The sequence below is a fragment of the Actinoallomurus liliacearum genome, assembly GCF_039542035.1.
GTDB lineage: Bacteria > Actinomycetota > Actinomycetes > Streptosporangiales > Streptosporangiaceae > Actinoallomurus > Actinoallomurus liliacearum.
On record NZ_BAABHJ010000030.1, the window covers coordinates 113,229 to 135,762 of the forward strand.

Annotated in this window: 17 protein-coding genes and 1 pseudogene; 7 read left to right on the top strand and 11 right to left on the bottom strand. The window is 72.1% G+C overall.

Features of this window, described 5'->3' with window-relative positions; all coding sequences use genetic code 11:
• Positions 1-40 precede the first annotated feature (40 nt).
• Together ABD978_RS34500 and ABD978_RS34505 are read right to left on the bottom strand one after the other, a co-directional pair.
• On the bottom strand, positions 41-454 hold the full coding sequence (locus tag ABD978_RS34500; protein WP_345364102.1) for a secondary thiamine-phosphate synthase enzyme YjbQ: 414 nt from the start codon (positions 452-454) through the stop codon (positions 41-43).
• Positions 455-464: 10 nt separating this feature from the next.
• Entirely contained in the window at positions 465-650 is a 186-nt protein-coding gene (locus ABD978_RS34505; protein WP_345364104.1) for a DUF1918 domain-containing protein, read from the bottom strand.
• 199 nt (positions 651-849) lie between these two features.
• Between ABD978_RS34505 and aceE the strand changes: the two genes are divergently transcribed.
• A complete protein-coding gene (gene aceE / locus ABD978_RS34510; protein ID WP_345364106.1) occupies positions 850-3,636 on the top strand; it encodes a pyruvate dehydrogenase (acetyl-transferring), homodimeric type in 2,787 nt (928 codons plus the stop codon).
• Between the two features lie 98 nt (positions 3,637-3,734).
• On the opposite strand, the gene ABD978_RS34515 is transcribed toward aceE, so the two are convergent.
• Together ABD978_RS34515 and ABD978_RS34520 are read right to left on the bottom strand one after the other, a co-directional pair.
• Complete coding sequence (locus ABD978_RS34515) at positions 3,735-4,049, bottom strand: hypothetical protein (RefSeq protein WP_345364108.1); 315 nt, start codon at positions 4,047-4,049, stop codon at positions 3,735-3,737.
• 28 nt (positions 4,050-4,077) lie between these two features.
• A pseudogene (locus ABD978_RS34520) lies at positions 4,078-4,308 on the bottom strand (RNA polymerase sigma factor); the annotation flags it as partial.
• 466 nt (positions 4,309-4,774) lie between these two features.
• On the opposite strand from ABD978_RS34520, the gene ABD978_RS34525 reads away from it, so the two are divergent.
• Positions 4,775-7,525 (top strand): hypothetical protein, encoded by a 2,751-nt coding sequence (locus tag ABD978_RS34525; RefSeq protein WP_345364110.1) that lies wholly within the window; start codon positions 4,775-4,777, stop codon positions 7,523-7,525.
• Positions 7,526-7,556: 31 nt separating this feature from the next.
• On the opposite strand, the gene ABD978_RS34530 is transcribed toward ABD978_RS34525, so the two are convergent.
• Positions 7,557-8,906, bottom strand: coding sequence for an FAD-dependent oxidoreductase (locus tag ABD978_RS34530; protein WP_345364112.1), 1,350 nt, complete (start codon positions 8,904-8,906; stop codon positions 7,557-7,559).
• Between the two features lie 109 nt (positions 8,907-9,015).
• Here ABD978_RS34530 and ABD978_RS34535 point away from each other — a divergent pair, with 109 nt between their 5' ends.
• The 3 genes from ABD978_RS34535 to ABD978_RS34545 all read left to right on the top strand — a co-directional run bounded on the left by ABD978_RS34535 (position 9,016) and on the right by ABD978_RS34545 (position 12,648).
• Positions 9,016-9,798 (top strand): iron-containing redox enzyme family protein, encoded by a 783-nt coding sequence (locus tag ABD978_RS34535; RefSeq protein ID WP_345364114.1) that lies wholly within the window; start codon positions 9,016-9,018, stop codon positions 9,796-9,798.
• Positions 9,799-9,988: 190 nt separating this feature from the next.
• Complete coding sequence (locus ABD978_RS34540; RefSeq protein ID WP_345364115.1) at positions 9,989-11,194, top strand: L,D-transpeptidase; 1,206 nt, start codon at positions 9,989-9,991, stop codon at positions 11,192-11,194.
• 80 nt (positions 11,195-11,274) lie between these two features.
• Positions 11,275-12,648 carry an FG-GAP and VCBS repeat-containing protein gene (locus ABD978_RS34545; protein WP_345364116.1) on the top strand — a complete coding sequence of 458 codons (1,374 nt, stop codon included), beginning with the start codon at positions 11,275-11,277 and terminating at the stop codon, positions 12,646-12,648.
• Between the two features lie 188 nt (positions 12,649-12,836).
• Here the strand turns inward: ABD978_RS34545 and ABD978_RS34550 are convergent, their stop codons facing one another.
• Both ABD978_RS34550 and ABD978_RS34555 read right to left on the bottom strand, forming a co-directional pair.
• Positions 12,837-14,414, bottom strand: coding sequence for an alkaline phosphatase D family protein (locus ABD978_RS34550; protein WP_345364117.1), 1,578 nt, complete (start codon positions 14,412-14,414; stop codon positions 12,837-12,839).
• Positions 14,415-14,641: 227 nt separating this feature from the next.
• Complete coding sequence (locus ABD978_RS34555; RefSeq protein ID WP_345364118.1) at positions 14,642-14,992, bottom strand: winged helix-turn-helix transcriptional regulator; 351 nt, start codon at positions 14,990-14,992, stop codon at positions 14,642-14,644.
• Between the two features lie 36 nt (positions 14,993-15,028).
• Here ABD978_RS34555 and ABD978_RS34560 point away from each other — a divergent pair, with 36 nt between their 5' ends.
• On the top strand, positions 15,029-15,916 hold the full coding sequence (locus tag ABD978_RS34560; protein ID WP_345364119.1) for an NAD(P)-dependent oxidoreductase: 888 nt from the start codon (positions 15,029-15,031) through the stop codon (positions 15,914-15,916).
• 80 nt (positions 15,917-15,996) lie between these two features.
• Here the strand turns inward: ABD978_RS34560 and ABD978_RS34565 are convergent, their stop codons facing one another.
• Both ABD978_RS34565 and ABD978_RS34570 read right to left on the bottom strand, forming a co-directional pair.
• Complete coding sequence (locus tag ABD978_RS34565) at positions 15,997-17,706, bottom strand: serine/threonine-protein kinase (protein WP_345364120.1); 1,710 nt, start codon at positions 17,704-17,706, stop codon at positions 15,997-15,999.
• Between the two features lie 136 nt (positions 17,707-17,842).
• Positions 17,843-18,646 carry a class I SAM-dependent methyltransferase gene (locus ABD978_RS34570; RefSeq protein WP_345364122.1) on the bottom strand — a complete coding sequence of 268 codons (804 nt, stop codon included), beginning with the start codon at positions 18,644-18,646 and terminating at the stop codon, positions 17,843-17,845.
• Between the two features lie 85 nt (positions 18,647-18,731).
• Here ABD978_RS34570 and ABD978_RS34575 point away from each other — a divergent pair, with 85 nt between their 5' ends.
• Positions 18,732-21,599, top strand: coding sequence for a helix-turn-helix transcriptional regulator (locus ABD978_RS34575; RefSeq protein ID WP_345364124.1), 2,868 nt, complete (start codon positions 18,732-18,734; stop codon positions 21,597-21,599).
• Positions 21,600-21,747: 148 nt separating this feature from the next.
• On the opposite strand, the gene ABD978_RS34580 is transcribed toward ABD978_RS34575, so the two are convergent.
• Together ABD978_RS34580 and ABD978_RS34585 are read right to left on the bottom strand one after the other, a co-directional pair.
• Complete coding sequence (locus tag ABD978_RS34580) at positions 21,748-22,116, bottom strand: hypothetical protein (protein WP_345364126.1); 369 nt, start codon at positions 22,114-22,116, stop codon at positions 21,748-21,750.
• A 65-nt stretch (positions 22,117-22,181) separates the two neighbouring features.
• Positions 22,182-22,463, bottom strand: coding sequence for a hypothetical protein (locus tag ABD978_RS34585; protein ID WP_345364128.1), 282 nt, complete (start codon positions 22,461-22,463; stop codon positions 22,182-22,184).
• Between the last annotated feature and the right edge of the window lie 71 nt (positions 22,464-22,534).

A 22,534-nucleotide genomic window follows, 5' to 3' on the forward strand; every position in this document is an offset into this window, starting at 1 on the left:
AAGTGTCTGACCCGCAAGTGAGCGAACCCGGCCACTTCTCTCAACCCCCGGTGATGAAGCTGAGTCGCACCTTGCGCACGACATTGTCCACGTTGAGGTCGACCACAGCCACCGATTGCCAGGTGCCCATCGCCGGTTTCCCGTCGATGACCGGGATCGTGGCGTACGGCGCGATGAACGCCGGCATGACGTGGGAGCGGCCGTGGCCGCGGGATCCGTGTGCGTGTGCCCACCGATCGTCCGCCGGGAGCAATTCGCTCAACGCGGACAAGAGGTCTTGGTCACTGCCGGAGCCGAGCTCTATGAGCGCGAGACCGGCGGTCGCGTGCGGAACGAAGAGGTTGAGCAATCCGTCGGACGCCCCGATGTCTCGCAGGAAACTGAGGCATTCGCCGGTGATGTCGTGCACAGCCTCCTTGCTCCCGGTGGCCACGCTTATCACTTTGCTCATCATGCGTACATGTCTACTCTTCCGGCTCGATCACGGCATCCGGCCCCGGGTACACCAGACCGGTGTGCCCATCGTCAAAGCGGACGAGATAGGGCGGTCCTCCGGAGGTGCCGCGCACTTCAATGATCTTTCCTGTCCGGTCGGCCTGTCCGACGGTGTTGCCGTGGACGTGCAACCGGTCACCAACGGCCGCTTCCATCCTCGTTTCACCTCCCGACCGCGGGTATCCCCTGAGCGGTGGCTCTCCACACAGCCTCGTACGGCTCGAGGCCGATGGGAAGCCGTACCGAACGGTTACCCGGCAGTAGAGATGCGTTAACGGTCCTGACGTACGACGATGGTCGGGACAGCAACGATCCATCACCTGACCTGGGTGGGCACGAAGCGAAGGGGAACCCGTGGCTTCCGGACGCCAGCGCTTTTCGATCATCAGCGACGGCCTCCCCAGTCAGCTTCCGGACATCGACCCTGATGAGACCCGGGAGTGGCTGGAGTCGCTCGACACGGTCATCAAGACCGAGGGCCGCTCGCGCGCCCGCTACCTCATGCTGCGGCTGCTGGAGCGGGCCCGAGAGCAGCAGGTCGGCGTGCCCGGCCTGCGCAGCACGGACTACATCAACACGATTCCGCCGGAACGCGAGCCCTGGTTCCCCGGTGACGAGTACGTCGAACGCCGCATCCGCGCCTATATCCGGTGGAACGCCGCGATCATGGTCTCGCGGGCGAACCGCCCGGAGCTGTCGGTCGGCGGCCACATCGCGACCTACGCCTCCGCCGCGTCGCTGTACGAGGTCGGGTTCAACCACTTCTTCCGCGGCAAGGATCACGGCGAGTCCGGCGACCAGGTCTTCATCCAGGGCCACGCCGCGCCGGGCATCTACGCCCGCGCGTTCCTCGAGGGCCGGCTGCCCGAGGACAAGCTCGACGGATTCCGCCAGGAGATCTCCCACCCGGGCGGCGGGCTCTCGTCCTACCCGCACCCGCGCCTGATGCCGGACTTCTGGGAATTCCCCACGGTCTCCATGGGCCTCACCGCGATCAACTCGATCTATCAGGCCCGGTTCAACCGCTATCTGTACAACCGGAAGATCAAGGACACCTCGCGGTCGCACGTGTGGGCGTTCCTCGGCGACGGCGAGATGGGCGAGCCCGAGTCCCTCGGCGCGATCGGCCTCGCCGCCCGCGAGGAGCTGGACAACCTCACCTTCGTCATCAACTGCAACCTGCAGCAGCTCGACGGGCCGGTCCGCGGCAACGGCAAGATCATTCAGGAGCTGGAGTCGTTCTTCCGCGGCGCCGGCTGGAACGTCATCAAGGTCATCTGGGGCCGCGACTGGGACCCGCTGCTCGCCCAGGACGTCGACGGCGCGCTCGTCAACAAGATGAACACCACGCCGGACGGCCAGTTCCAGACCTACACCGTCGAGACCGGCGAGTACATCCGCGAGCACTTCTTCGGTGACGACCCTCGGCTGCGCAAGATGGTCGAGCACATGTCCGACGACGACATCCGCAAGCTGTCGCGCGGCGGCCACGACTACCGCAAGCTGTACGCCGCGTTCAAGGCGGCCCGTGAGCACGTCGGCCAGCCGACCGTCATCCTCACCCACACGATCAAGGGGTGGACGCTCGGGCCGGACTTCGAGGCGCGCAACGCCACGCACCAGATGAAGAAGCTCACCAAGGCCGAGCTGAAGGAGTTCCGCGACCGGCTCTACCTCGACATCCCCGACTCGGCCCTCGAGGCGGAGCTGCCGCCGTACTACCACCCGGGCGAGGACTCCGACGAGGTGCAGTACATGCGCGAGCGGCGCATGGCCCTCGGCGGCTACCTGCCCAAGCGGCTCAACCGGGCGAAGGCCCTCAAGCTCCCCGGTGACCCGGTCTACGCCGAGCTGAAGAAGGGCTCCGGCAAGCAGAACGTCGCGACGACGATGGCGTTCGTCCGGCTGCTCAAGGACCTGATCAAGGACGAGAACCTCGGCGCCCGCTTCGTGCCGATCGCCCCGGACGAGTACCGCACGTTCGGCATGGACTCGCTCTTCCCGTCGGCGAAGATCTACTCGCCGCACGGGCAGACGTACGAAGCGGTCGACCGCAAGCTGCTGCTGTCCTACAAGGAGTCCGAGCAGGGCCAGATGCTGCACGAGGGCATCAGCGAGGCGGGCGCCGTCGGCTCCGCCATCGCGGCCGGCACGGCGTACGCCACGCACGGCGTGCACATGATCCCCGTCTACATCTTCTACTCGATGTTCGGGTTCCAGCGGACCGGCGACAGCATCTGGGCGATGGCCGACCAGATGAGCCGCGGCTTCCTCCTCGGCGCGACCGCCGGCCGCACCACCCTCACCGGTGAGGGCCTGCAGCACAACGACGGCCACTCGCCGCTGCTCGCCGCGACCAACCCGGCGTGCGTCTACTACGACCCGGCGTGGGCGTTCGAGCTGGCGCACATCATCAAGGACGCGCTGCGGCGCATGTACGGCTCGAGCGAGGAGCACCCGAACGGCGAGGACGTCTTCTACTACCTCACCGTCTACAACGAGCCGTACCAGCAGCCCGCCGAGCCGGCCGACCTCGACGTCGGCGGCCTGCTCAAGGGCCTGTACCGGTACGCCGAGGCGCCGCAGGTCGAGGGCGAGGCGCCGGGCGCGCAGATCCTCGGCTCCGGCGTCGGGCTCCGGTGGGCCCTGGAGGCCCAGCGGATGCTCGCCGAGGAGTGGGGCGTGGCCGCCGACGTCTGGTCCGCCACCTCCTGGACCGAACTGCGTCGGGAGGCCGTCGCCTGCGACGAGTGGAACCTCCTGCACCCCGACGACGAGCAGCGCGTCCCGTACGTCACCCGCACGCTCGACGGGCAGCCCGGCCCGGTCGTCGCGGTGAGCGACTTCATGCGCGCCGTCCCGGACCAGATCGCGCCGTGGGTGCCGGGCGACTGGTCGTCGCTGGGCACCGACGGGTTCGGGTTCTCCGACACCCGGGCCGCCGCCCGCCGCTTCTTCCACGTGGACGCGGCGTCGATCACCCTCGCCGTGCTGACCCGGCTGGCCCGGCGCGGCGAGATCAAGCAGGAGGTCCTGCAGAAGGCGATCGACCGGTACCAGCTCGGCGAGGGCGCCGAGGTGGTCGTCGGCGCCGACAGCACCCCGCCGGAGAGCGAGACCGGCGGCATGAGCGCCGGCTGAGACGCAGAGAGCACGGCGGCCGGGGCATCCCACGGGTGGGGTGCCCCGGCCGCCGTCTTCCGGAGGGTCATCGCCAAAGGAGGTCCGGGGCCCGTGGATCAGGCAGGGCCGGGCACGTGCGGTGCGGTGTTGGTCCAGCCGACCTCGTAGTAGAGCGTCGACGCCCGCTTCGGACTCCTTGCCGTCCCCGCCGTCTCCTGCAGGACGAACGCGGTCTTCGGATCGATGATCAGGTGGAAGGCTCCCCCGATCGTGACCCCTTGCCCGATACGTCCCCGAGCGTCCTTGACCCGGCCTTCGCTCGTGACGTCGGGCCGCTGGGCGAGTGCCCGGAAGGCGGCCGCCCGCACCTTGGGAGACACCGGGACCGCGTACAGCAGCGCGCTCAGCGTGCTGGTGGCCGCATCCTCCATGTCCTTCTTCCGCGCCGAACAGCCAGGGGCGTACGGCGCCCCGCTCCGGGTCGAAGCGGTCGCGTTTGCGGAACGCGGTCAGGAACGTCTCAGCGGCGACGTCGTCGGCGACGTCACGGCCGAGGCGTCCCGCCACATACCGGTAGATCTGCGGGAAGTACCTGTCATAGATCACTTTGAACTGATCGGGCTCATGCCACGACCGCTTGATCACCACGGCGTCGTCCCGTGAGTCGACGACGCCGGCTGCGGCGGTCATCCGTGGCTCCTTGTCATGTCGGGCCTTTCCGAGGCGTTCGGCGGTCACCCGTACTCAGTCGCACGCCGGAATCTTCTTCACGACGCCGTCGGAGGAGTGCCGTCGGGGAGTTGCGCCGGCCCGGGGACAGACGTTGTGAATTTGTGTCAACGCCTGATTCGTCTTGCGACCTGTCCGCGGAGTTAGCGTTGTGACTACCTGGAGACACGCGGACGACCCGTTCAGGATCCATCGTGATCCCGCCTCTCCACATCGCTCTGATCCGCTTCTCCAGGCGACCGAGTGGAGGAGGGAAGGGCCCGGCACGCCGCCGCTGCCGGGCCCTTCCGAATGTCCGGGCACCGAACCTCGCCGTTGCGTTCCCCGGAGGGGACGAAGGGAGATACGGTCTTCGAGCTGACAGTCGAGATCATCCCGATTACGGATCGCAGGGGGGATGAGAGTGTCCGGCCCGACGGACGACAACGTGCCCGAGTCCGATGCCGCCGTGCCCTCCGGCGACGGCTTCGCCCCGGGCCCTGCCGGCCCGCCCGGTACGGACCGGTCCGCGACCGGCGCGGACGCCTCTCCGCCATCGGCGGAAGAGGCCACCGCGGCGGCGGACGGCCCGCAGGGGAACGTTCCCGCCCAAGAGGACGGCGTACGGGACGAGACCCCGGTGGAGGACGACGGCCCCCCGCAGACGGGCTCCGGGCCCGTGACCGGCGGGGAGGACGGGCTGCCCCCTACGGACCACCCGCCAGGGCCGGGCGCCCGCTCGGCGGACGGCCCGCCGGGATCGGGCACCCACGTGGTGGACGGCACGCCGGGGCCGGGCACCCGCCCTGACGGCACACCGGGGACCCAGGAGGCCCTGCCCCCGTTCCAGGACGGGGACGACGCCGGCACGCGCCCCTGTGCCTACTGCGGGCGTCCGATCCCCCAGCCGGGCGAGGCGGGACCCGTCCTGCGGTACTGCGTCGACAACGACGGGGCCTGCGCCCGCGCCGCGGCCGAGCGGCGCCGCCGCGACCAGGACTCCCCGGGCCTCGCCGGACAGGTCGCACGGACCTGGGACATGGTCGAACGCCTGGAGGACGTCGCCGAGCTCCTGGCGATGTCCCTGACGGCGGATCTGAGCGTCGCGGGCGTCGAGCGGCGGATCGCGGAGGCGAGGGCGGAGGCGGCCGCCGCCGTCGCCGAGGCCCAGCGGGACCGCGAGGCGGCCCGGCTGGACGCCGAGCAGGTGCTCGCCCAGCTCGGAGACGTACGGCGCCGCGCCGAGCAGGCCGAGGCCGGCGTCGCCGACCTGACCGCCCGGCTGGAGGCCGCCCGTACGGACCGGGACGCCGCGCGCGACCTCGGCGACCAGGCGACCCGGACGGCGGAGGCGGCGACCGAGGCGGCCACCGCCGTACGCGAGGAACGCGACCGTCTCACGCACCGGACCGCCGAGCTGACCTCGGCGTTGGACCTGGCCCGCGACGAGATCGCGCGATACCGGGCGGAGCTGGCCGAGGCCAAGGAGCTGCAGAAGCGGGCCGTGGCGGTGGAGGAGATGCGCTCGCGGCTCCGGGCCGCCGAGTCCGAGCTGGACAAGATGCGCACCACGGCCGAACTCGCACAGAACTCCCGGGCGGCCGCGGAGCAGGCACGGGCCGCGGCGGATCGCCAGGCCCTGGAGGCACGGGCGCACGCCGATGAGGTGAGCGGCCAGCGGGAGACGGCTCTGGCCGAGCTCGAGGAGCTCCGCGGCGAGCTGGAACGCACCCGTACTGAGCGGGACGAGGCGCATACCGAGCTGGAACGCACTCGCACGGAGCAAGACGCGACGCGTACGGAGCTGGAACAGACACGTACTGAGCGGGACGAAGCCCGTACGGAGCTGGAACAGACACGCACGGAGCGGGACGAAGCCCATACCGAGCTGAAGGGCGTCCGTCCCGAGCTGGAGAGCGCTCGAGGCGAGTTGGAGACGGTCCGGGCCGATCTCGCGACCTCGCGCGGGGAGCTCGACGCGGCGCGGCCTCGGCTGGACGAGGGCGCCCGGCTCACCGAGGAACTCGAGTCCGCCCGCCGTGAGCTGGAGAAGGCACAGGCCCGGCTGGATCAGTACCGGCTGCAGGCCAAGGAGCGCTCGAGCATGCTGGACCAGCTCCGCACCGCGCTCGCCACGATGATCGCCGAGCGTGACGCCGCACGGGCCGACGCCGACGAGGCCAAGGCCCGGGTGGAGCAGTTCGCCAAAGGCCATCTGGGACCCACGATCTCGGCTCGGCACGCGCGGCCGACCGCCGATCCGCAGGCCCAAGCCGAACCGGCGGCCGACTCGTCGGCCGGCCCGCAGGAGCCGAGCGACCCGTCGGCCGACCGGCAGGGAACGGCCGATCCGTTGACCGATCCACGGGGCCCGAGCGTCCCCGCGCCCGCTCCGTGGGGCCCGAGCGTCCCGGTGGGAGATTCGCGGGGTGGGGGCGATCCGCTGTCCGACCCGCGGAGTCCGAGCGTCCCGGTGGCCGACCCGCGGGGTGCGGGTGATCCGTTGACCGACCGGCAGGGGGCGAGCTTCCCGTTGGGCGATCCGCGCCGACCGGGGAGCCCGTCGATCGACCCGCGCTTCCGCCCGCAGGGACCGCTCGATCCGCGGCTGCCCGGCCGGGCGGCGGCCGATCCGCAGGGCCCGCCGTCCGCCGACCCGCTCGGTCCCGCACCATCACCTTCGCCGCCGGGCCAGCGGCCGGTACCCCCGTCTCCGCCGTCGTTCCCCGGCACGGGGCCAGGCGCGGGAGGCTCCCCTCCTCTTCCGGGCGGAGCCCGACCCGGCCCGCCGGCGTACGGCGGGACGTCGTACCCCGCGCCCGGCCAGCCCGGCCAGCCCGGCCAGCCCGGCCAGCCCGGCCAGCCCGGCCGGGCCGCGCCCGGTCAGGCCGGCGCGGCGTCGGACACGGGACCGACGTACCCTGCGCCGGGCTCCACCGGCGGACCGGGCCTCCCCGGCCGGCCGGGCGTCCCCGGCGCCTCGCCCGCCCCTGGCGGAGGGAGCCCCACCGGCGTACCCGGCGGGCCGGGTCTGCCGGGCGTGCCCCGGGGGTCCACACCGGGGCAGGAGAGCGATCCGTCCGCCGACGACCCGGCGAACGACGCCGCGCGTACCCAGTCCCCACCCGAGCACGACTCCGGCTGGGTCGGCCCGTTCGACCGTTTCCGCCGCCGCTTCCCGCCGTCGTCCGGCGATTGACGCCCTCCCCGGCCTGAGGGCCGGGGACGAATCAGGACGGGCGGGTCGGCATGGGGATGGGGGCGGGTCGCCGGACGCGGTTGGCGGCGACCCGCGCGAGCACCGCCGGGGCGAACAGCGACGTCGGTGCGGCCATCAGCGCCAGCACGTGGACCAGGCGCTCGCACACCAGCGGGTCGACGTTGGCGGTGGCGACGACCTCGTCGACGTACGCGTTGATGGCGCGGGTCCGGAGCCGTACGGGCGCGGCGACCGTCTCCCGGTAGCGCAGGTCCTCGCCGGTGGCGACGAGCCACGCTCCGGCGGCGCTCCGGGCGGCGCCGCGCTGGAAGCGACGTTCGAAGCCGGGACGGGCGTCGCGCAGGCAGCGGTCGAGGGTCAGGGCCGCGACGGCGGCCACGCTCATCCCCTGGCCGTAGATGGGGTTGAACGCGCAGGCCGCGTCGCCGGTGACGACGAACCCGCGCGGCCAGGACGGCAGCCGGTCGTAGTGCCGGCGGTGGTTGGCGGTCCGGCGGAACGCGACGATCGGCGTGAGCGGCTCGGCGTCGCGGATGGCCTCGTACAGGACGGGGCTGCGCAGCCCCTTGGCGAACTCCAGGAACGCCGTCTCCTCCGCCGGGCCGTAGTCGCGGCCCGCGCCGGACAGGCTGCAGATCCAGCGGCCGCCCTCCTGGGGGAACAGCCCGCCGGTGCGCCGCGTCGCGGGCGGGTCGGCCTGGATGTACAGCGCCTTCCAGCCGGGGGCGAAGCCGGGCGGTATGGCGTAACAGCGGCTGGCGTACCCGAGGAGCGGGTCCACCCGCGTCTCGGGCGGCGCCGGGTGACCGAGCCGGGCGAGCCATTCCGGTGCCCGCGACCCGCGGCCGGTCGCGTCGACGACCAGGTCGGCGTGCAGTTCGCCCTCGTCGCCGAGGACGACCCCGGCGACGTCCCGGCCGCGGGGGACGAGCCCGGTCACCCGGTGCCCGTCGAGGATGTCGATGGGCTTCCGCGCACCGTCGGGCGGTCCGGTGAGCCGGTTCCGTACGGCCCAGTCGAGGAGCGGGCGGCTGAACGTCAGCAGCCGCGTCACGTCGAAGCGCTCCCGCCAGCCCGCCGAGGTCAGCCAGAGGACGTCGGCGGGCACGCGGACCTCCTCGGCGCCGGCCGTCCGTAGCGTGTCCTCCAGGCCGGGAAGCAGCGCCTCGACGATCTCCCGGCCGCGCGTCCAGAGCACGTGCAGATGCGGGGACTGGGGTACGCCCGGCCGGAACACCGGCTCGGTGGGGAACGGGTCGCGTTCGACGAGGGTGACGCGTTCGAAGTGGGCGGTCAGGACGCGGGCGGCGAGCAGGCCGGCCATGCTTCCGCCGACGACGATGGCGTGTTCGCGTTGCACTCAGGTCTCCGGTGGCGGGGGAGTGAGGTACGGCTTATATGAAAACGCGGATATTGACCCTATGTGAAGGGCGCACGGATACTCGGGTGAACGAGCGAGGAGTCAGATCATGGCGACCACTGTCGGCGACCATTCACAGGTCCCCTCTCGGGCCCGTCATCACCGCATGGTGAAGAGCGAACTCACCGAGACCCCGCATCCCGCATGGGCTCGGTCGATGGTCGATTCGCTCCGGCCGGACTGGACGTCGGTGCTCGAGGCGAAGATCTTCGCCGAGACGGTCCACGGGCCGTTCCCGGGAGAGGCGTGGCGGCGGATCCTCCTTGATTTCTTCTGCGTCGTGGAGGCGTTCCCCAAGTACATGGGCGTCTATCTGGCCAAGACCACATTCGGTCAGATCCCCGGGGACATCCTGGCCCGCGACTGGCTGATCGGGAACATCCGTACCGAGGCCCTGCACGCCCAGTGGTACGCCGACTGGGCGGCCGCGCACGGCATCGGCTTCGAGGAAATCGTCTCGCACCGGCCCTGCCCGGAGGTCGGCGCGCTGTACGACTATCTGTGGTCGGTCTGCTATCGGGGCGGGCTGGCCGAGGCGTTCGGCGCGATCAACTACGCGATCGAGGGGGTCACTGGGGAGTGGACGCGCCTGGTCCTTCCCGCGTTCCGCGAGAGGTACGGCGATGACGTGCCCGCGCTCCGCTGGCTGACCGAGCACGCGGAGTACGACGACGCGCATCCCCGCGAGGCGTTCGAGCTGATCAAGCTGACCGTCCGGGACGAGGCCGAGCAGGCGAAGGTCGAATCGGCCGTCCGCCGGTCGCTGGAGTTGTTCCGGCGAGCCTTCGACGCCAGTTACGAAAATCGGGCAATCCGGGTGAATATCCCGTAATGCACGCCTCAAAAGGGTAAAACCGCCCTAAGCTCCGGAGTAGTGCACTACTCAGAACAGGCAGCGACGTACCATTTTTCCTCCTTGACGCCCCGATGGCGGCCGAAGTGGACTGCATTCTCCCGATCCCCGATGGGTATCTCGTAGTCGATCAATTTTGCCGTCGGCTGGGCCGTTGGAAGGGCTGCACATGCACGTCAATGCCATACGGACGCAATTGGCGCTCGGCGCGGTCACGGGGACCGCCCTGGTCATGACCACGGGTTGCAGTGGCGGCAACCGGGCTGCCGGAGAGAGCGCCGAGAAGATCAAAATGGACGCGGCGGCGGCTCGCGTGCTGATCACGCCGGGCAACGGAACGTCGGCCGTGCGTCCCGACCGATCCGTCGTCGTACGCGCCGCGAGCGGCCGGCTGGCCGACGTGGCACTCGACAGCGGCGGCCGGAACGTCTCCGGGGAGTACAACAAGAGCCGCACCGAGTGGCGATCCCGGTGGGGCCTCGAGCCGGGAGCGAACATCACGGTCCGGGTCGTCGCCCAGAACAGCGACGGGCGAACGGCCACCGCGGTGAGCACCTTCCGTACCGAGGGGACGCCCAGCACGGTGACCGTGTCCCAGGACCCCGTCATGGAAGAGCGCCGGAAGGACACCTACGGCGTCGGGCTGCCGATCATCTTGAACTTCGACAAGGCGATCAAGGATCGTGCGGCGGTCGAGAAGGCGCTCCAGGTGGTCGCCGACAAACCGGTCGAGGGCGCGTGGCACTGGTTCGACGACGACAAGCAGGTGGTCTACCGGCCCAAGTTCTTCTGGCCGGCCCACCAGACGGTGCGGCTCGTCGCCCACCTCACCGGCGTTCCCTTCGGGGACAACACCTACGGCACCAAGGACTTCACCCGGACGTACCGCATCGGCCGGGCACAGGTCTCCCACCTCGACATCGCGGGGCACCACATGCGGGTCGACTGGGACGGCAGGCCGGTGCGCACGATCCCGATCAGCGCGGGTAACGGCGAGACCCACGAGTACACCACGACCAGCGGGATCCATCTCAACATGGAGAAGGACGAGGACGTCACGATGACCTCCCCGGGCCGTGGGCCCGGCGACCCCGGCTACTACAGCGAGCTGATCCACTACGCCGTCCGCGTCTCCAACGCCGGTGAGTACCTCCACCAGACGCCGGGCGATGAGGACTGCCTCGGCAACCGCAACTGCAGCCACGGCTGCATCCGTCAGTCCCGCGATGACGCGATCTGGTACTACAAGCACTCCCAGCCCGGCGACCCGGTCATCGCCACCGGGACGGACCGGCAGGTCGAGCCGGACAACGGCTGGTCGTTCTACCAGATGCCCTGGCGCAAGTGGCTCAAGGGCAGCGCCCTGCACCGCTGACTCCGGCTCGACCGACAGAAGTCAGCAGTTGGTCATCCCCCCGGAAGACGGCCGTTCCGCCGCCTGGGCACCGTGCGAGGGTGAGCATCACCCGCCTGAGCGTGATCGCCGTCATCCTGCTCCCGACCTGTGTCGCGGCCACGGTGGCCACGCCGGCCCGGCGCCCGGGCGCGCGGGCCGTCGGCGCGGTCTTCGAACCGGCCCGGCGCTGCCACGCCGGGGCCGTCCCCGACTTCGACGGGGACGGCGTCCGTGACCTCGTCCTCGGCGCCCCGTACGCGACGAGCGGCGGCCGCCGCAGGGCCGGGGCGGTCGCCGTCCGCTACGGGGGCCGGCCCGCCTGGCTCCGGCCGAGCCCCCCGCAGACCGGCGCGGGGTTCGGCGGCACGCTCGCCGTTGGCGACTTCGACGGCGACCACTGCGCCGACCTGGCCGTGGCAGCCTCCGACCAGGGGCGGACGCGCCCCGGCGCCGACGGCACGGGGGCGGTCGCGGTCTACTTCGGCTCACCCGGCGGGCTGCGCCCGCGGCTGACCCTGAACGCACGGACCCTCGGCCGTACGCCGGCGAGCGACCGTTTCGGCGCCGCCCTCGCCGCGGCGGACCTGGACCACGACGGCCGGGACGACCTCGTGATCGGCATCCCCGGCCTCGCGGGCGGCGGCGGTGTCGCCCTGTTCACCCGCGGTCTGCGCAGCGCCCGTCTGATCACCCAGCACACCTCCTGGGTGGGGCAGCGGTCGAGCCAGACCGACGGTTTCGGCGCGGCCCTGGCCGTCGGTGCGTTCGGTGCCTTCGGCCGCGCGCGGCACCCGCAGATCGCCGTCGGCGCACCCGGCGACGGCACCGAGGCGTCGGGCGCGGTGACGGTCGTCGACCCGGCCGCGCACCGGTCCCGGCGGATCACCGAGGACAGTCCGGGCGTCCGCGGCGTCCCCGAACGCTACGACGAGTTCGGCGCGGCCCTGGCCGCCGGCGACTTCGACCACGACGGCACCGACGACCTCGCCATCGGAGTGCCGGGCGAGGACGACACCGCGATGCCGGAGAACTTCGCCCAGGGCGCCGTGTACGTCGAGTACGGCTCCGGAGGCGAGGACGTGTGGAACCTCCGCCGGCCCGGCCCCGCGGACCGGCTGGGAGCCGCGCTGGCGGCCGCCGACCTGAACGGCGACGGCACGGCCGATCTCGCCGCGGGCGCTCCGGGCGGCGGCGTCGTCCAGGTCCTCGACGGCCGTCGCCGGCGGGGTCTGAGGCGCGGCGCCCTCGTCACCTCCCCGGTCGGGGGCACGGACCAGTTCGGCTGGTCCGTGGCGATCCGCGGCCGGGACCTGCTGATCGGCGCGCCGGGCGCCGGCGGTTTCGGCGGCGCCGCGTTCCTGGCGCGCGGCTCCCGTACGACGACCGTGCAGGCGGGCGCGGCGGGCGAACTGCTCGGCTACGCCGTCTCCTGAGCCGCCCTCCGGCCCGGCACGCGAGCGCCGCCGCCGCCACGGCACCGTACGAAACGCTCGGTGACCGCTGTCGCGAAGCGGGACAAGGGCACCGACGAGCCGCCCGCCTCTAGCTTCCCGCCCGCCATGCCCCAGGGGAATACCACGCGGGTCCGTGTCGGCCCGTCAGGCCGGCCGGTTCTGGGCGATCAGGGATGGCGGGGCGCGCCGGCCGCTGCGGCCTGGGGAGCGCGCGGAGCCGGTACGGCGGAGCGGGAGAGGCGGTGCGCGCCGTCGGTGACGGTGAAGCTCGCGGTGACGGCGCTGGGCGCGTTCCGCTTCGTCACGTACGGCAGCGTGTGGAAGTCGGCCCGCAGTTCCGTGGGCGTCAGCCGGGCGGTGATGAAGCCGCGGCGCTGGTCGGCGTAGGCGATATGCGGGTTCTCGGCCAGTTCGACCGCGCGGGCGGCCGGGGCGTCGTAGCCGTCGCCGTCGCTCGTCACGGAGGTCGTCACCAGTTCGACGCCGACCCGGCGGGAGTCGGGGTCGTCGAAGTCGGCGAGCAGGTCGCTGGCGTAGTGGCAGTGGATGTCGCCGGTCAGGACGACGGGGTTCCGGGCGCCCGAGGCGACGACGTCGCCCAGGACCCGGTCCCGTTCGGCGGTGTAGCCGTCCCAGGTGTCGAGGAGCACCTCTTTGCCCGGCCCGAGGTGGTAGTCGTGCTGGGCCATGAAGATCTGCTGGGCCAGCATGTTCCAGCGGGTACGGGACGCGCGCAGTCCGGCGGCGAGCCAGGCCCGCTGGGCCGCCCCGACCAGCACCCGGCCGGTGGCCAGGCGCGCGGCGCAGTCCGCGCGTACGCCGTCGTCACACGGCTGGTCGTCCCGGAACTGCCGGGTGTCCAGGACATGGAACGTCGTCAGGTCGCCCCAGGCAAGCCGCCGGTAGAGCCGCATGCCGGACCCGCGCGGCAGCGCGGAGCGGCGGAGCGGCAGGTGCTCGTAGTACGCGCGGTAGCCCGCCCTCTTGCGCTGGGCGAAGTCCGGCCGGCCCGACGTGCCCGGATGGACGCCCGCCCAGTTGTTCTCGATCTCGTGGTCGTCGTTCACGGCGATCCACGGGGCCAGGGCGTGCAGCGCGCGCAGGTCCGGATCGGTCTTGTACTGCGCGTGCCGGAGCCGGAACTCGGCGAGCGTCTGGCACCGGTGCTCGGTGTGCGAGCGGACGATCGTTCCGGCCGAGTTCCTGTAGCCGCCCGGCGCGTACTCGTAGATGTAGTCCCCGAGGTGCAGGACGAGGTCGGGCTGCTGCTCGGCGAGACGCCGGTACGCCGTGAAGTAGCCCTGCTCGTAGTTGGAACACGACACCACGCCGAACGCCAGGTCCGGCGTCGTGCCCGGAGCGGGCGCGGTCCGCGTCCGGCCGGTCGGCGAGAGGTGGCCACCGGTGCGGAACCGGTAGAAGTACTCCCGGCCCGGTTGCAGCCCGGCGGGCTCGACGTGCACGCTGTGCGCCCACGAGGGCCGCGCGGTGGCGGTCCCGGAGCGTACGACGCGGGTGAACCTCTCGTCCTCGGCGAGCTGCCACTCGACGGCGACGTCCCGGTCCGGCATGCCCCCGTGCCCGCCGTCGGCGAGCGGCCGGGGCGCCAGGCGGGTCCACAGGACGATGCCGTCGGCCGTGGGGTCGCCCGAGGCCACGCCCAGCGTGAACGGGTCACCCGTCCGCCGGGAGGCCAGCGGCAGCCCGGCCGTGCCGATCAGGAAGCTGCGACGTGTCAGATCCACGCCCTCAGTTCAGATCCCGCCGCTGAGGGCGGCGAGACGTGCCGCTGGCCGGGCGGACAACATCCGGTGGACGCCACATGACCCGGGTACCCACCTTTTTGTGGGTACTTGTCGGCTGGATCCGGTGGCCCGAAGCTTGGTCATGGACATTCCGCGCCGTCACGCCGGGCGGAAGCCATTTCGTCCGGCGTGACGGCCGAAAAAGAACATGGAGGGGTGGCGGTGCATCAGGAGAGCGACCGGGACCCGGCCAGCTTCTCCAGGCGCCGGTGGCCCCAGTCGGACAGCGGCGTCAACGCCTCGGACAGGTCGCGGCCGAATTCGGTCAGGGAGTACACGGTCTTCAGGGGCCGTCCGTCGTGCACCTCACGGTGGACGAGACCGTCGGCCTCCATCTCCCGGAGCGTCTGAGTCAGCACCTTCTCGGTGAGGCCGGGCAACTGCCGGCGCAATTCACCGGGACGGTGCGGACGCGATTCCAGCAGCCACAGCAGGATCGTCTTCCATTTGCCGTCGATCACGGCGATCGCGGCGGTGACTCCGCACACATTGGTGTCCTGCGCACGGCTGCGCGTCATCGTCATCCCCCTATCGACCTGACCAGGAGTTCAATCATGCCCTTCAATCCCGAACATTCTGCCGTCACCGTGCTCGGTCTCGGCCCGATGGGCCGGGCGCTGGCCGGCGCCTTTATCGACGCCGGGCTGCGCACGACGGTCTGGAACCGGACGGCGGGCAGGGACCGGGAGCTGACCGGACGGGGCGCGGTCGGCGCCCCGTCACCCGAGACGGCGGTCGCCGCGAGCGGGCTGACCGTCATCTGCGTGGTCGACTACGACGCGGTGGACGCCATCCTGCGGCGCGACGCGGTCACCGACGCGCTGAAGGGGCGCACGGTCGTGAACCTGACCGCGGACACCCCCGATCGCGCACGGAAGACCGCGGCCTGGGCGGCCGAGCACGGCATCGGCTACCTCGACGGCGCGATCATGACACCGGCCACCACGATCGGGACGCCGGCCTCGGCGTTCATCCACAGCGGCCCGGGAGAGCTCTACCAGGAGCACCGGCCCGCGCTGGAGGCTCTGGGCGGCACGCACACCCACCTCGGCGAGGAGATCGGCCGGGCGGCCGCGTACGACATCGCGTTGCTCGACATCTTCTGGACGACGATGGCGGGCTACGCGCACGCGCTGGCGGTGGCGCGGGCGGAGGGGGTGACCGCGGGAGAGCTGGCGCCGTTCGCGATGGGCATCGGCGCGTTCCTCCCGCCGCTCTTCGAGAAGTTCGCGCATGACGTGGACAGCGGCGGCTTCTCCGGCGAGATCAACCCGATCACGTCGGCGGCGTCGTCCATCGCCCACATCGTGCACACGTCCGAGGCCCACGGCATCGAGGCCGGCGTGATGCGCACGGTCCAGGACCTGGCGCGCCGCGTGATCGACCAGGGCCATGGCGCGGACGGGTTCATCAGGATCACCGAGCTGCTGAATCCGCGCTAGGGCGTATCCGACGAATCCGCTGTCCGGCTGTGCGTCGCTCGCTACGGACAAGATCCACCGGAAACCCCTGGGCGAGCGGGTCAGCCGGTGGCGAGCCGCTCGTGGGTCTGCCAGGACGACGTGAGGTTCTTGCCCGAGCGGCGGCAGCGGCCGGCGTTCAGCTGGACCCAGTCCTCGGTCCGTTTCGTCTTGGCCCCGAACCGGACGGTCGGCCCGTTGTCGACGGGCTGCACGCCGCCGCCCTTGGACGAGATCAGCGCGGTGCTGATGAAGCCGCCCGCCGACCCCGTCAGGTGGCCGCGCAGCTGCGCGCAGACCTCCCAGCCGTCCTTCGGCGCCGTGTCGGCCAGGACGAACGTCCCGGAGTAGACCGTCCGGCAGACCGAGCCCCTGAATATCACCGTTCCGGCGCCGGGCAGGCCGTACGTGCGCGTGTAGTCGCGGCAGCCCGGCGCCTTCGGGCCGGCGGAGCTCTTCTTCTTCCTGGTGGGGGTCGGCGTCGGGGTTCGGCCCTGGTGCAGAGCGTCGTCCGGGGAGGTGCTCGCCGAGGACGACGGCTGCGATGACGGCGTCGCGGCGACGGCCACCGTCTTCCCGGGGCTCGCGGAGCCCCCGCCGTCGGGCCACAGCACCACGGCGAGGAGGAGCGCCACCAGGGCCGTCGCGGCGCCGGCGCCGACCGCCCAGCGGGCCGCCGAACGCCGGGGCGCGGGTGGCGCGGCGGCGCGGGAGGCGGTGCCGGCCCCGCTGGTCGTGCCGGGGCGGGACGCCGGGTCCGTCCCGCTCGGCATGGTGGGGGTCGTGCCGGGCGGCGCGGCGGCGGATGATCCCGGGTCGGTCCCGCTCGGCATGGCCGGGGTGGCGCCGGGGCGGGACGCCGGGTCCGTCCCGCTCGGCATGGCCGGGGTCGTGTCGGCGCGCTCGCCGGTCGGGCCCGGCACCGGGGGCCCGAACGAGGACGGGACCGTCAGCGCGTCGACGGGTTCCTGCCCGAGCAGCGCGGCCTGGGCCTGCTGGGCGGTGGGCCGGCGTGCCGAGTCCTTGGCCAGACACGCGGCGACGACGGAGCGCAGCGGCTCCGGCAACGGGTCGAGGTCCGCGTCGCCGCGCACGATGCGCTCCATGACCCTGGGCACCGAGTCGTTGCCGAACGGCGGACGGCCGGTCGCGGCGAACAGGATCGTGGAGCCCCAGGCGAACATGTCGACCGGCGGGCCGATCTCGCCGCCCGCGATCTGCTCCGGTGCCATGTACGCGGGTGTGCCGAGGTTGTTGCTCTCATTGCTGCGGGTGGTCCCGAGGGCGCGGGCGATGCCGAAGTCGATCACCCGTGGCCCGTCCACGCCGAGCAGGACGTTCTGCGGGTTGAAATCGCGGTGCACGATCCCGGCCTTGTGGATCGCGGCGAGGGCGGTCAGCGTGCTGATCGCCAGCCGTTCCAGCGCGCCGCCCGACCGGGGGCCCTCGGTGAGGATCTGCGACCGCAGCGATCGGCCCTCGACGTACTCGCTGACGATGTACGGCTGGTCCCCGGCGAGGTCCGCGTCGAGGACCTGCGCGGTGCAGAACCGCGCGACCTTCTTGGCGGCGTCCAGCTCCCGGACGAACCGGTCGCGCGCGTCCGGATGCGCCGCCGTGCGGGCGTGCAGAAGCTTGATCGCCACGTGGGTGTCGGCGTCGTCCCGGCCGAGGTAGACGACTCCCTGCGTGCCCTCACCGAGGCGCCCCACGAGCCGGTACGCCCCGAGCCGCGTGGGATCTCCCGGCCGCAGCGGATGACCCTCGGGCATCTGGTCGTCCTCCCGGTCTTACCGTCGGTCACGCGAGAGGTAACCATAGCGCCGGTCACGCCGGCCGACACTCCGATGGGCCGAGCCACGGGGCTTCGGCGGTCGGCTCGTGGCGCGGCCGCAGGCTTCCGGCGGCTCAGCTCGTGGCGCGGCCGAGGGCGTACTGGTACAGATGCTCCTGCTGGATGGAGCCGTCGGCCCGCTGCATGGTCGCGAAGTTGGCGATGAAGATCTCGTGCGCCGCGTCGACGCCCATGACGTCGATCGCCCGCTCGACGTTCGGCGAGGTCGTCATGGACTCCCAGGCGCTGTCCAGGGAGGCGAAGTCGTGCCGGTGGTTGACCTCCGCGCTGGCGAAGACGTCGAGTCCCGCCTCCACCATGACCTCGCGCAGCCGGTACAGGTCGTGCACGGGCGGGCCGTCCGTGGGCGGCGTGGGCACCCGGCCCCGTACGGCGCTGAGGAAGGCGCTCGCCTCGCGGCCCGCCCAGTTGTGCCACAGGCCGATGGCGACCACGCCACCTGGCCGGGTGACCCGGGCCAGCTCCGCGATGGCCGCCGCGGGCGACCTGGCGTACTGGATGGCATCGAATGCCATCACCTGGTCGAAGCAGCCCCGGTCATAGGGCAGCTCGGTGACCTCCGCGGCGCGCAGGTCCGCGTCCGGCAGCCGGTCCCGGGCGTACGACAGCAGGTCCGGCGCGGGGTCGAGTCCGGCGAGGTCCGCACCGGTGAACGCCGCGAGGCCCAGCGCCGTACCGGTTCCGCAGCCCACGTGCAGCAGGCGGGTGCCGGGTTGCGGTCCCAGCGCCGCGAGCGTCGCGGCGTACAGGGGGCGGACCTGCTCCTCACGCACGCGCGTGCAGGGGGTACCGCGCTGCTGACGGACCTGCACGGTCCCCATCGTCGCGTCCTCCGTGTCGACTGCCGATGACCCCATGGTCATGATCGGGTTTATCGAGTGCATCAGCATAATTGCTTACTTTTCAACTACATGTACGGCTTATCTACTACATACTCGCCATGTGACAAGGCGGGTTTCGTGTCCCACGCTCATCGGCCGTGCCGCCGAGCTCGACCGACTCGACGCCGCCCTGACCCAGGCGCAGGGCGGTTCGTCCGTCCTGCTCTTCGTCTCAGGGGACGCCGGGATCGGCAAGTCTCGGCTGGTCACGACCTTTACCGACCGCGCGCGGTGGCGTGACGCGCTGGTCTTCACGGGCGGCTGCCTCGACCTGGCCGAGGGGGCCGCGCCGTACGCGCCGTTCGTCGCCGCGCTCCGGCCGCTGGCCGAGGAGCTCACGGCCGAAGAGCTGTCGCACGTCCTCGGCGACGCGCCACGCGAGCTCGGCGCCCTGCTGCCCGAGCTCTGCGGACGGCCGCCGACCCGCCGGGACGGCGCGGAACGCGGACGGCTGTACGAACTCGCCCTGGGCCTGTTCCAGCGGATGGCCGCGTTGCGCCCGGCCGTCCTGGTCCTGGAGGACCTGCACTGGATCGACCCGGCCTCCGCCGACCTGCTGTCGCTGCTCGGCACGAACCTGCGCCGCTCCGGTCTGGTCGTCGTCGGGACGTACCGCAGCGACGAGGTGGTGCGCGGCCACCCCCTGCACGGCACCGTGCTGGAGCTGGAGCGCTCGGGAAACGCCGAGCGCATCGAGCTCAGCAACCTGTCCCGGGACGAGGTGGCCGCCCAGGTGGCCGGCATCCTCGGGACCCGTCCCGCCACCCGCCAGGTCGGCACGCTGTTCGACCGGTCGGAGGGGAACCCGTTCTTCGTCGAGGAGCTGGTCGCGGCCGGTCCGACCACCAGGGAGCTGCCCGCCAGCCTCCGCGAGGTGCTCCTGACCCGCGTCGAACGTCTCGCCCCGGAGACCCGGCGGGTCCTGCGCGCCGTCGCCACCATCGGCCGGGTCGGCGATGAGGAGCTGATCGCCGCGGTGACCGACCTGCCATCCGAGGCGCTGAACGACGCGCTGCACGAGGCGGTCGCCCACCGGCTGCTCGTCGTCACGGACGATGGATATGACGTACGGCACGCGCTGCTGCGCGAGGCGCTGCACACCGAACTGCTGCCCGGCGAACGCAGCCGGCTGCACGTCGCCGTCGCGACGGCCCTGGAGAAGCGGGGCCCGTCCGCCGAGCTCGCCCGCCACTGGCATGCCGCCGGCGACGCGGAACGGGCGCTCACCGGCTTCGTGGCGGCCGCCGCGGCCGCGGCGGCCGGCTACGCCTGGGCCATCGCCCTGGCGCACTACGAGCGCGCCATCCGCCTGTGGCCGGAGGTGCCCGACGCCGAGTCCCGCGCCGGGATGCCGCACGCCGAACTGCTGGGCCGCGCCGCCGAGGTCGCGACGGCGGCGGGGGAGGTGGACCAGGCGGCCCGCCTCGTCGAGGAGGCCATGACCGAGGTCGACCCGGCGGCCGCGCCGACACGCGCGGCGAGCCTGTGGACGCTGATGGGGCGGGTCCGCTGGATGGCCGGGGACATGGCGGCCGCCTGCGAGGCGTACGACCGGGCGATCGCGCTGCTGCCCACCGAGGCGTCGGCCCGCGAACGCGCCCGGGTCCGCGGGCTGCAGGGGCACGCGCTGATGATCCAGTGCCACTTCCGCGAGTCCGTGGCGTCCTGCCGCGAGGCGATCGAGGTCGCCACCGCCGTCGGCGCCCGCGACATCGAAGGGCACGCCCGCAACACCATGGGCGTCAGTCTCGCCATGCTCGGTGAGATGACCGCCGGCCTCGCCGAGCTCGCCGAGGCCCTGCGCAGCGCCAAGGAGCGCGAGGACGCCTGGGAGCTCGGCCGCGCGTACGTCAACTACACCGAAGCGCTGCTGTGGGCGGGGGACTGGGCGAAGGCCGCGGAGCTCGGCATGGAGGGCGTGGGCACCTGCCGGCGCCTCGGGTACGGCCGGACGACCTGCATGTGCGCCGCCGGCAACACGCTCGCCGCGCTGATCCGGCTGGGCCGCTGGTCCGACGCGAACCGGCTCGTCGACGAGGTCATGGACATCGATGCGCCGCCGTGGCAGCGCTGGGGTGTCACGCTCGCCATGGCCGAGCTGCAGCTGCGCCGGGGCGACGCCGACGGCGCGCGGCGTCACCTCGCCACCCTCGCCGAGACCGTCGGCCGGACCGACGACCTGGACCTGGCCAGCGCCTACCACGCCTGCCGGGCGCGCCTGGCGATCCTGGAGCACGACCCGATGGCCGCGCGGAGCCACGTACGGGCGGGGCTCGACGTCATCCGCGGCAGCGAGTTCACCCGGATCGGGCCGGAGCTGTGCGCGTCGGGGATCCGGGTGGAGGCGGGGCTGTACGGCGACCCGACGCCGCTCCTGGAGGAGTGCCGGGCAACGCTCGCGGCGATGCCCAGGATGCCCGAGTCGGAGGCGTACGGCCTGCAGGCCGAGGCGGAGGCGACTCGGCTGACGGGCCCGGATCCGGTCCTCTGGCGCTCCGTGATCGCCCTCTGGGACGACCTCGGCGAGATCTACCGCGCGGCGTACTGCCGGATCCGTGAGGCCGAGGCGATCCTCGCCGTCCGCGGTCCGCGCGAGGCCGCGGTGAAGGCGCTGCGGACGGCGTGGGCGGCCGCCGACGCCCTCGGCGCCGGCGCCCTGCGGCCGGAGATCGAGGACCTGGCCCGGCGGGCGCGGCTCGACCTCGTCCCGGCGGAGGAGCCCGACCCCGCGGAGGAGACGGTGCCGGGGCTCACCGCGCGGGAGGTCGAGGTGCTCGCGCTGCTGAGCAGCGGGCGGACCAACCGGCAGATCGCCGAGACGCTGTTCATCAGTGAACGGACGGTCGGCGTCCACGTCTCCCGGATCCTGCACAAGCTCGGCGTGCCCAACCGCGGCGCCGCCGCCCATCTCTTCCGCGCGTCGAACTGACGGCGGCCGGCACGACCGACGATCAGTGCTCGGGAGCGACCGACCGGAAACCGGAAGCGAAGGATCAGAACTTCGGAGCGAAGGATCAGAGCTTCGGAGCGAACGATCAGAGTTTCGGGGCGAGCGATCGAAGCTCGGGAGTGAATGATCAGAGCTTGGGAGTGAACGATCCGCCGCGCAGGCCGGCGTCGACCAGCTCGACGGCCCGGGCCATAGCCGCCAGGCGGGTGCCCTCCCGGCGGTAGATCTCCAACACCGCCTCGAGACCGTGTGCGGGGACCGTGTCCGCCAGCTCGGCGCGGGCGGTGCGGAAGCCCTCCCTCGCCGCCTCCAGGTCCGCGGCGACGTGATGACGGGCCATGCGCGACAGTACGGTCGGATAACGCCGGAGCACGCCGTACCGGCGGTATTCGGCCGGCACCAGGTCGAAGAGCCAGGCCACCGCCGTGTCCTCGAATCTCTCGGTGCCCGGCGGATGCACTCCCGAAGGCCAGCCGGGCGGTACGTACGCGGTCACGTCGTCAGGATATCTTCAACTCGAATATATGTTCGAGAAAAGCTAGGGGAAACTACCGCTCCGGCCTACTTGTCCGAGTCATCGTCTGGATCGCGGCGCTTCGTGATCCTGATCGTGCCGGAGTCGAGGTTGTCGCGACCGCCGGTGCTCTGCGTGTGCAGCTCGTGGCGGCGCGTCTTCTCCTTCTCCTGCTCCTCGAGCTGGATCTGCTTCCCCGCACCACCGAACGCGGCCTGCAGGTCCGCGAACATCCCGGGCCCGAACCCGGCACCGGACGACGAGTCACCCCGGATGGCCGACATCAGGCCACCGCCTCCACCGTTGCCGTCCTTGGGCCAGTCGATCACTTCCGGCTCAGGGGCAACGACGGGGCGCTTACGCGGACGCCTACGGCGCCGTCGAAACGGTGACTTCACGC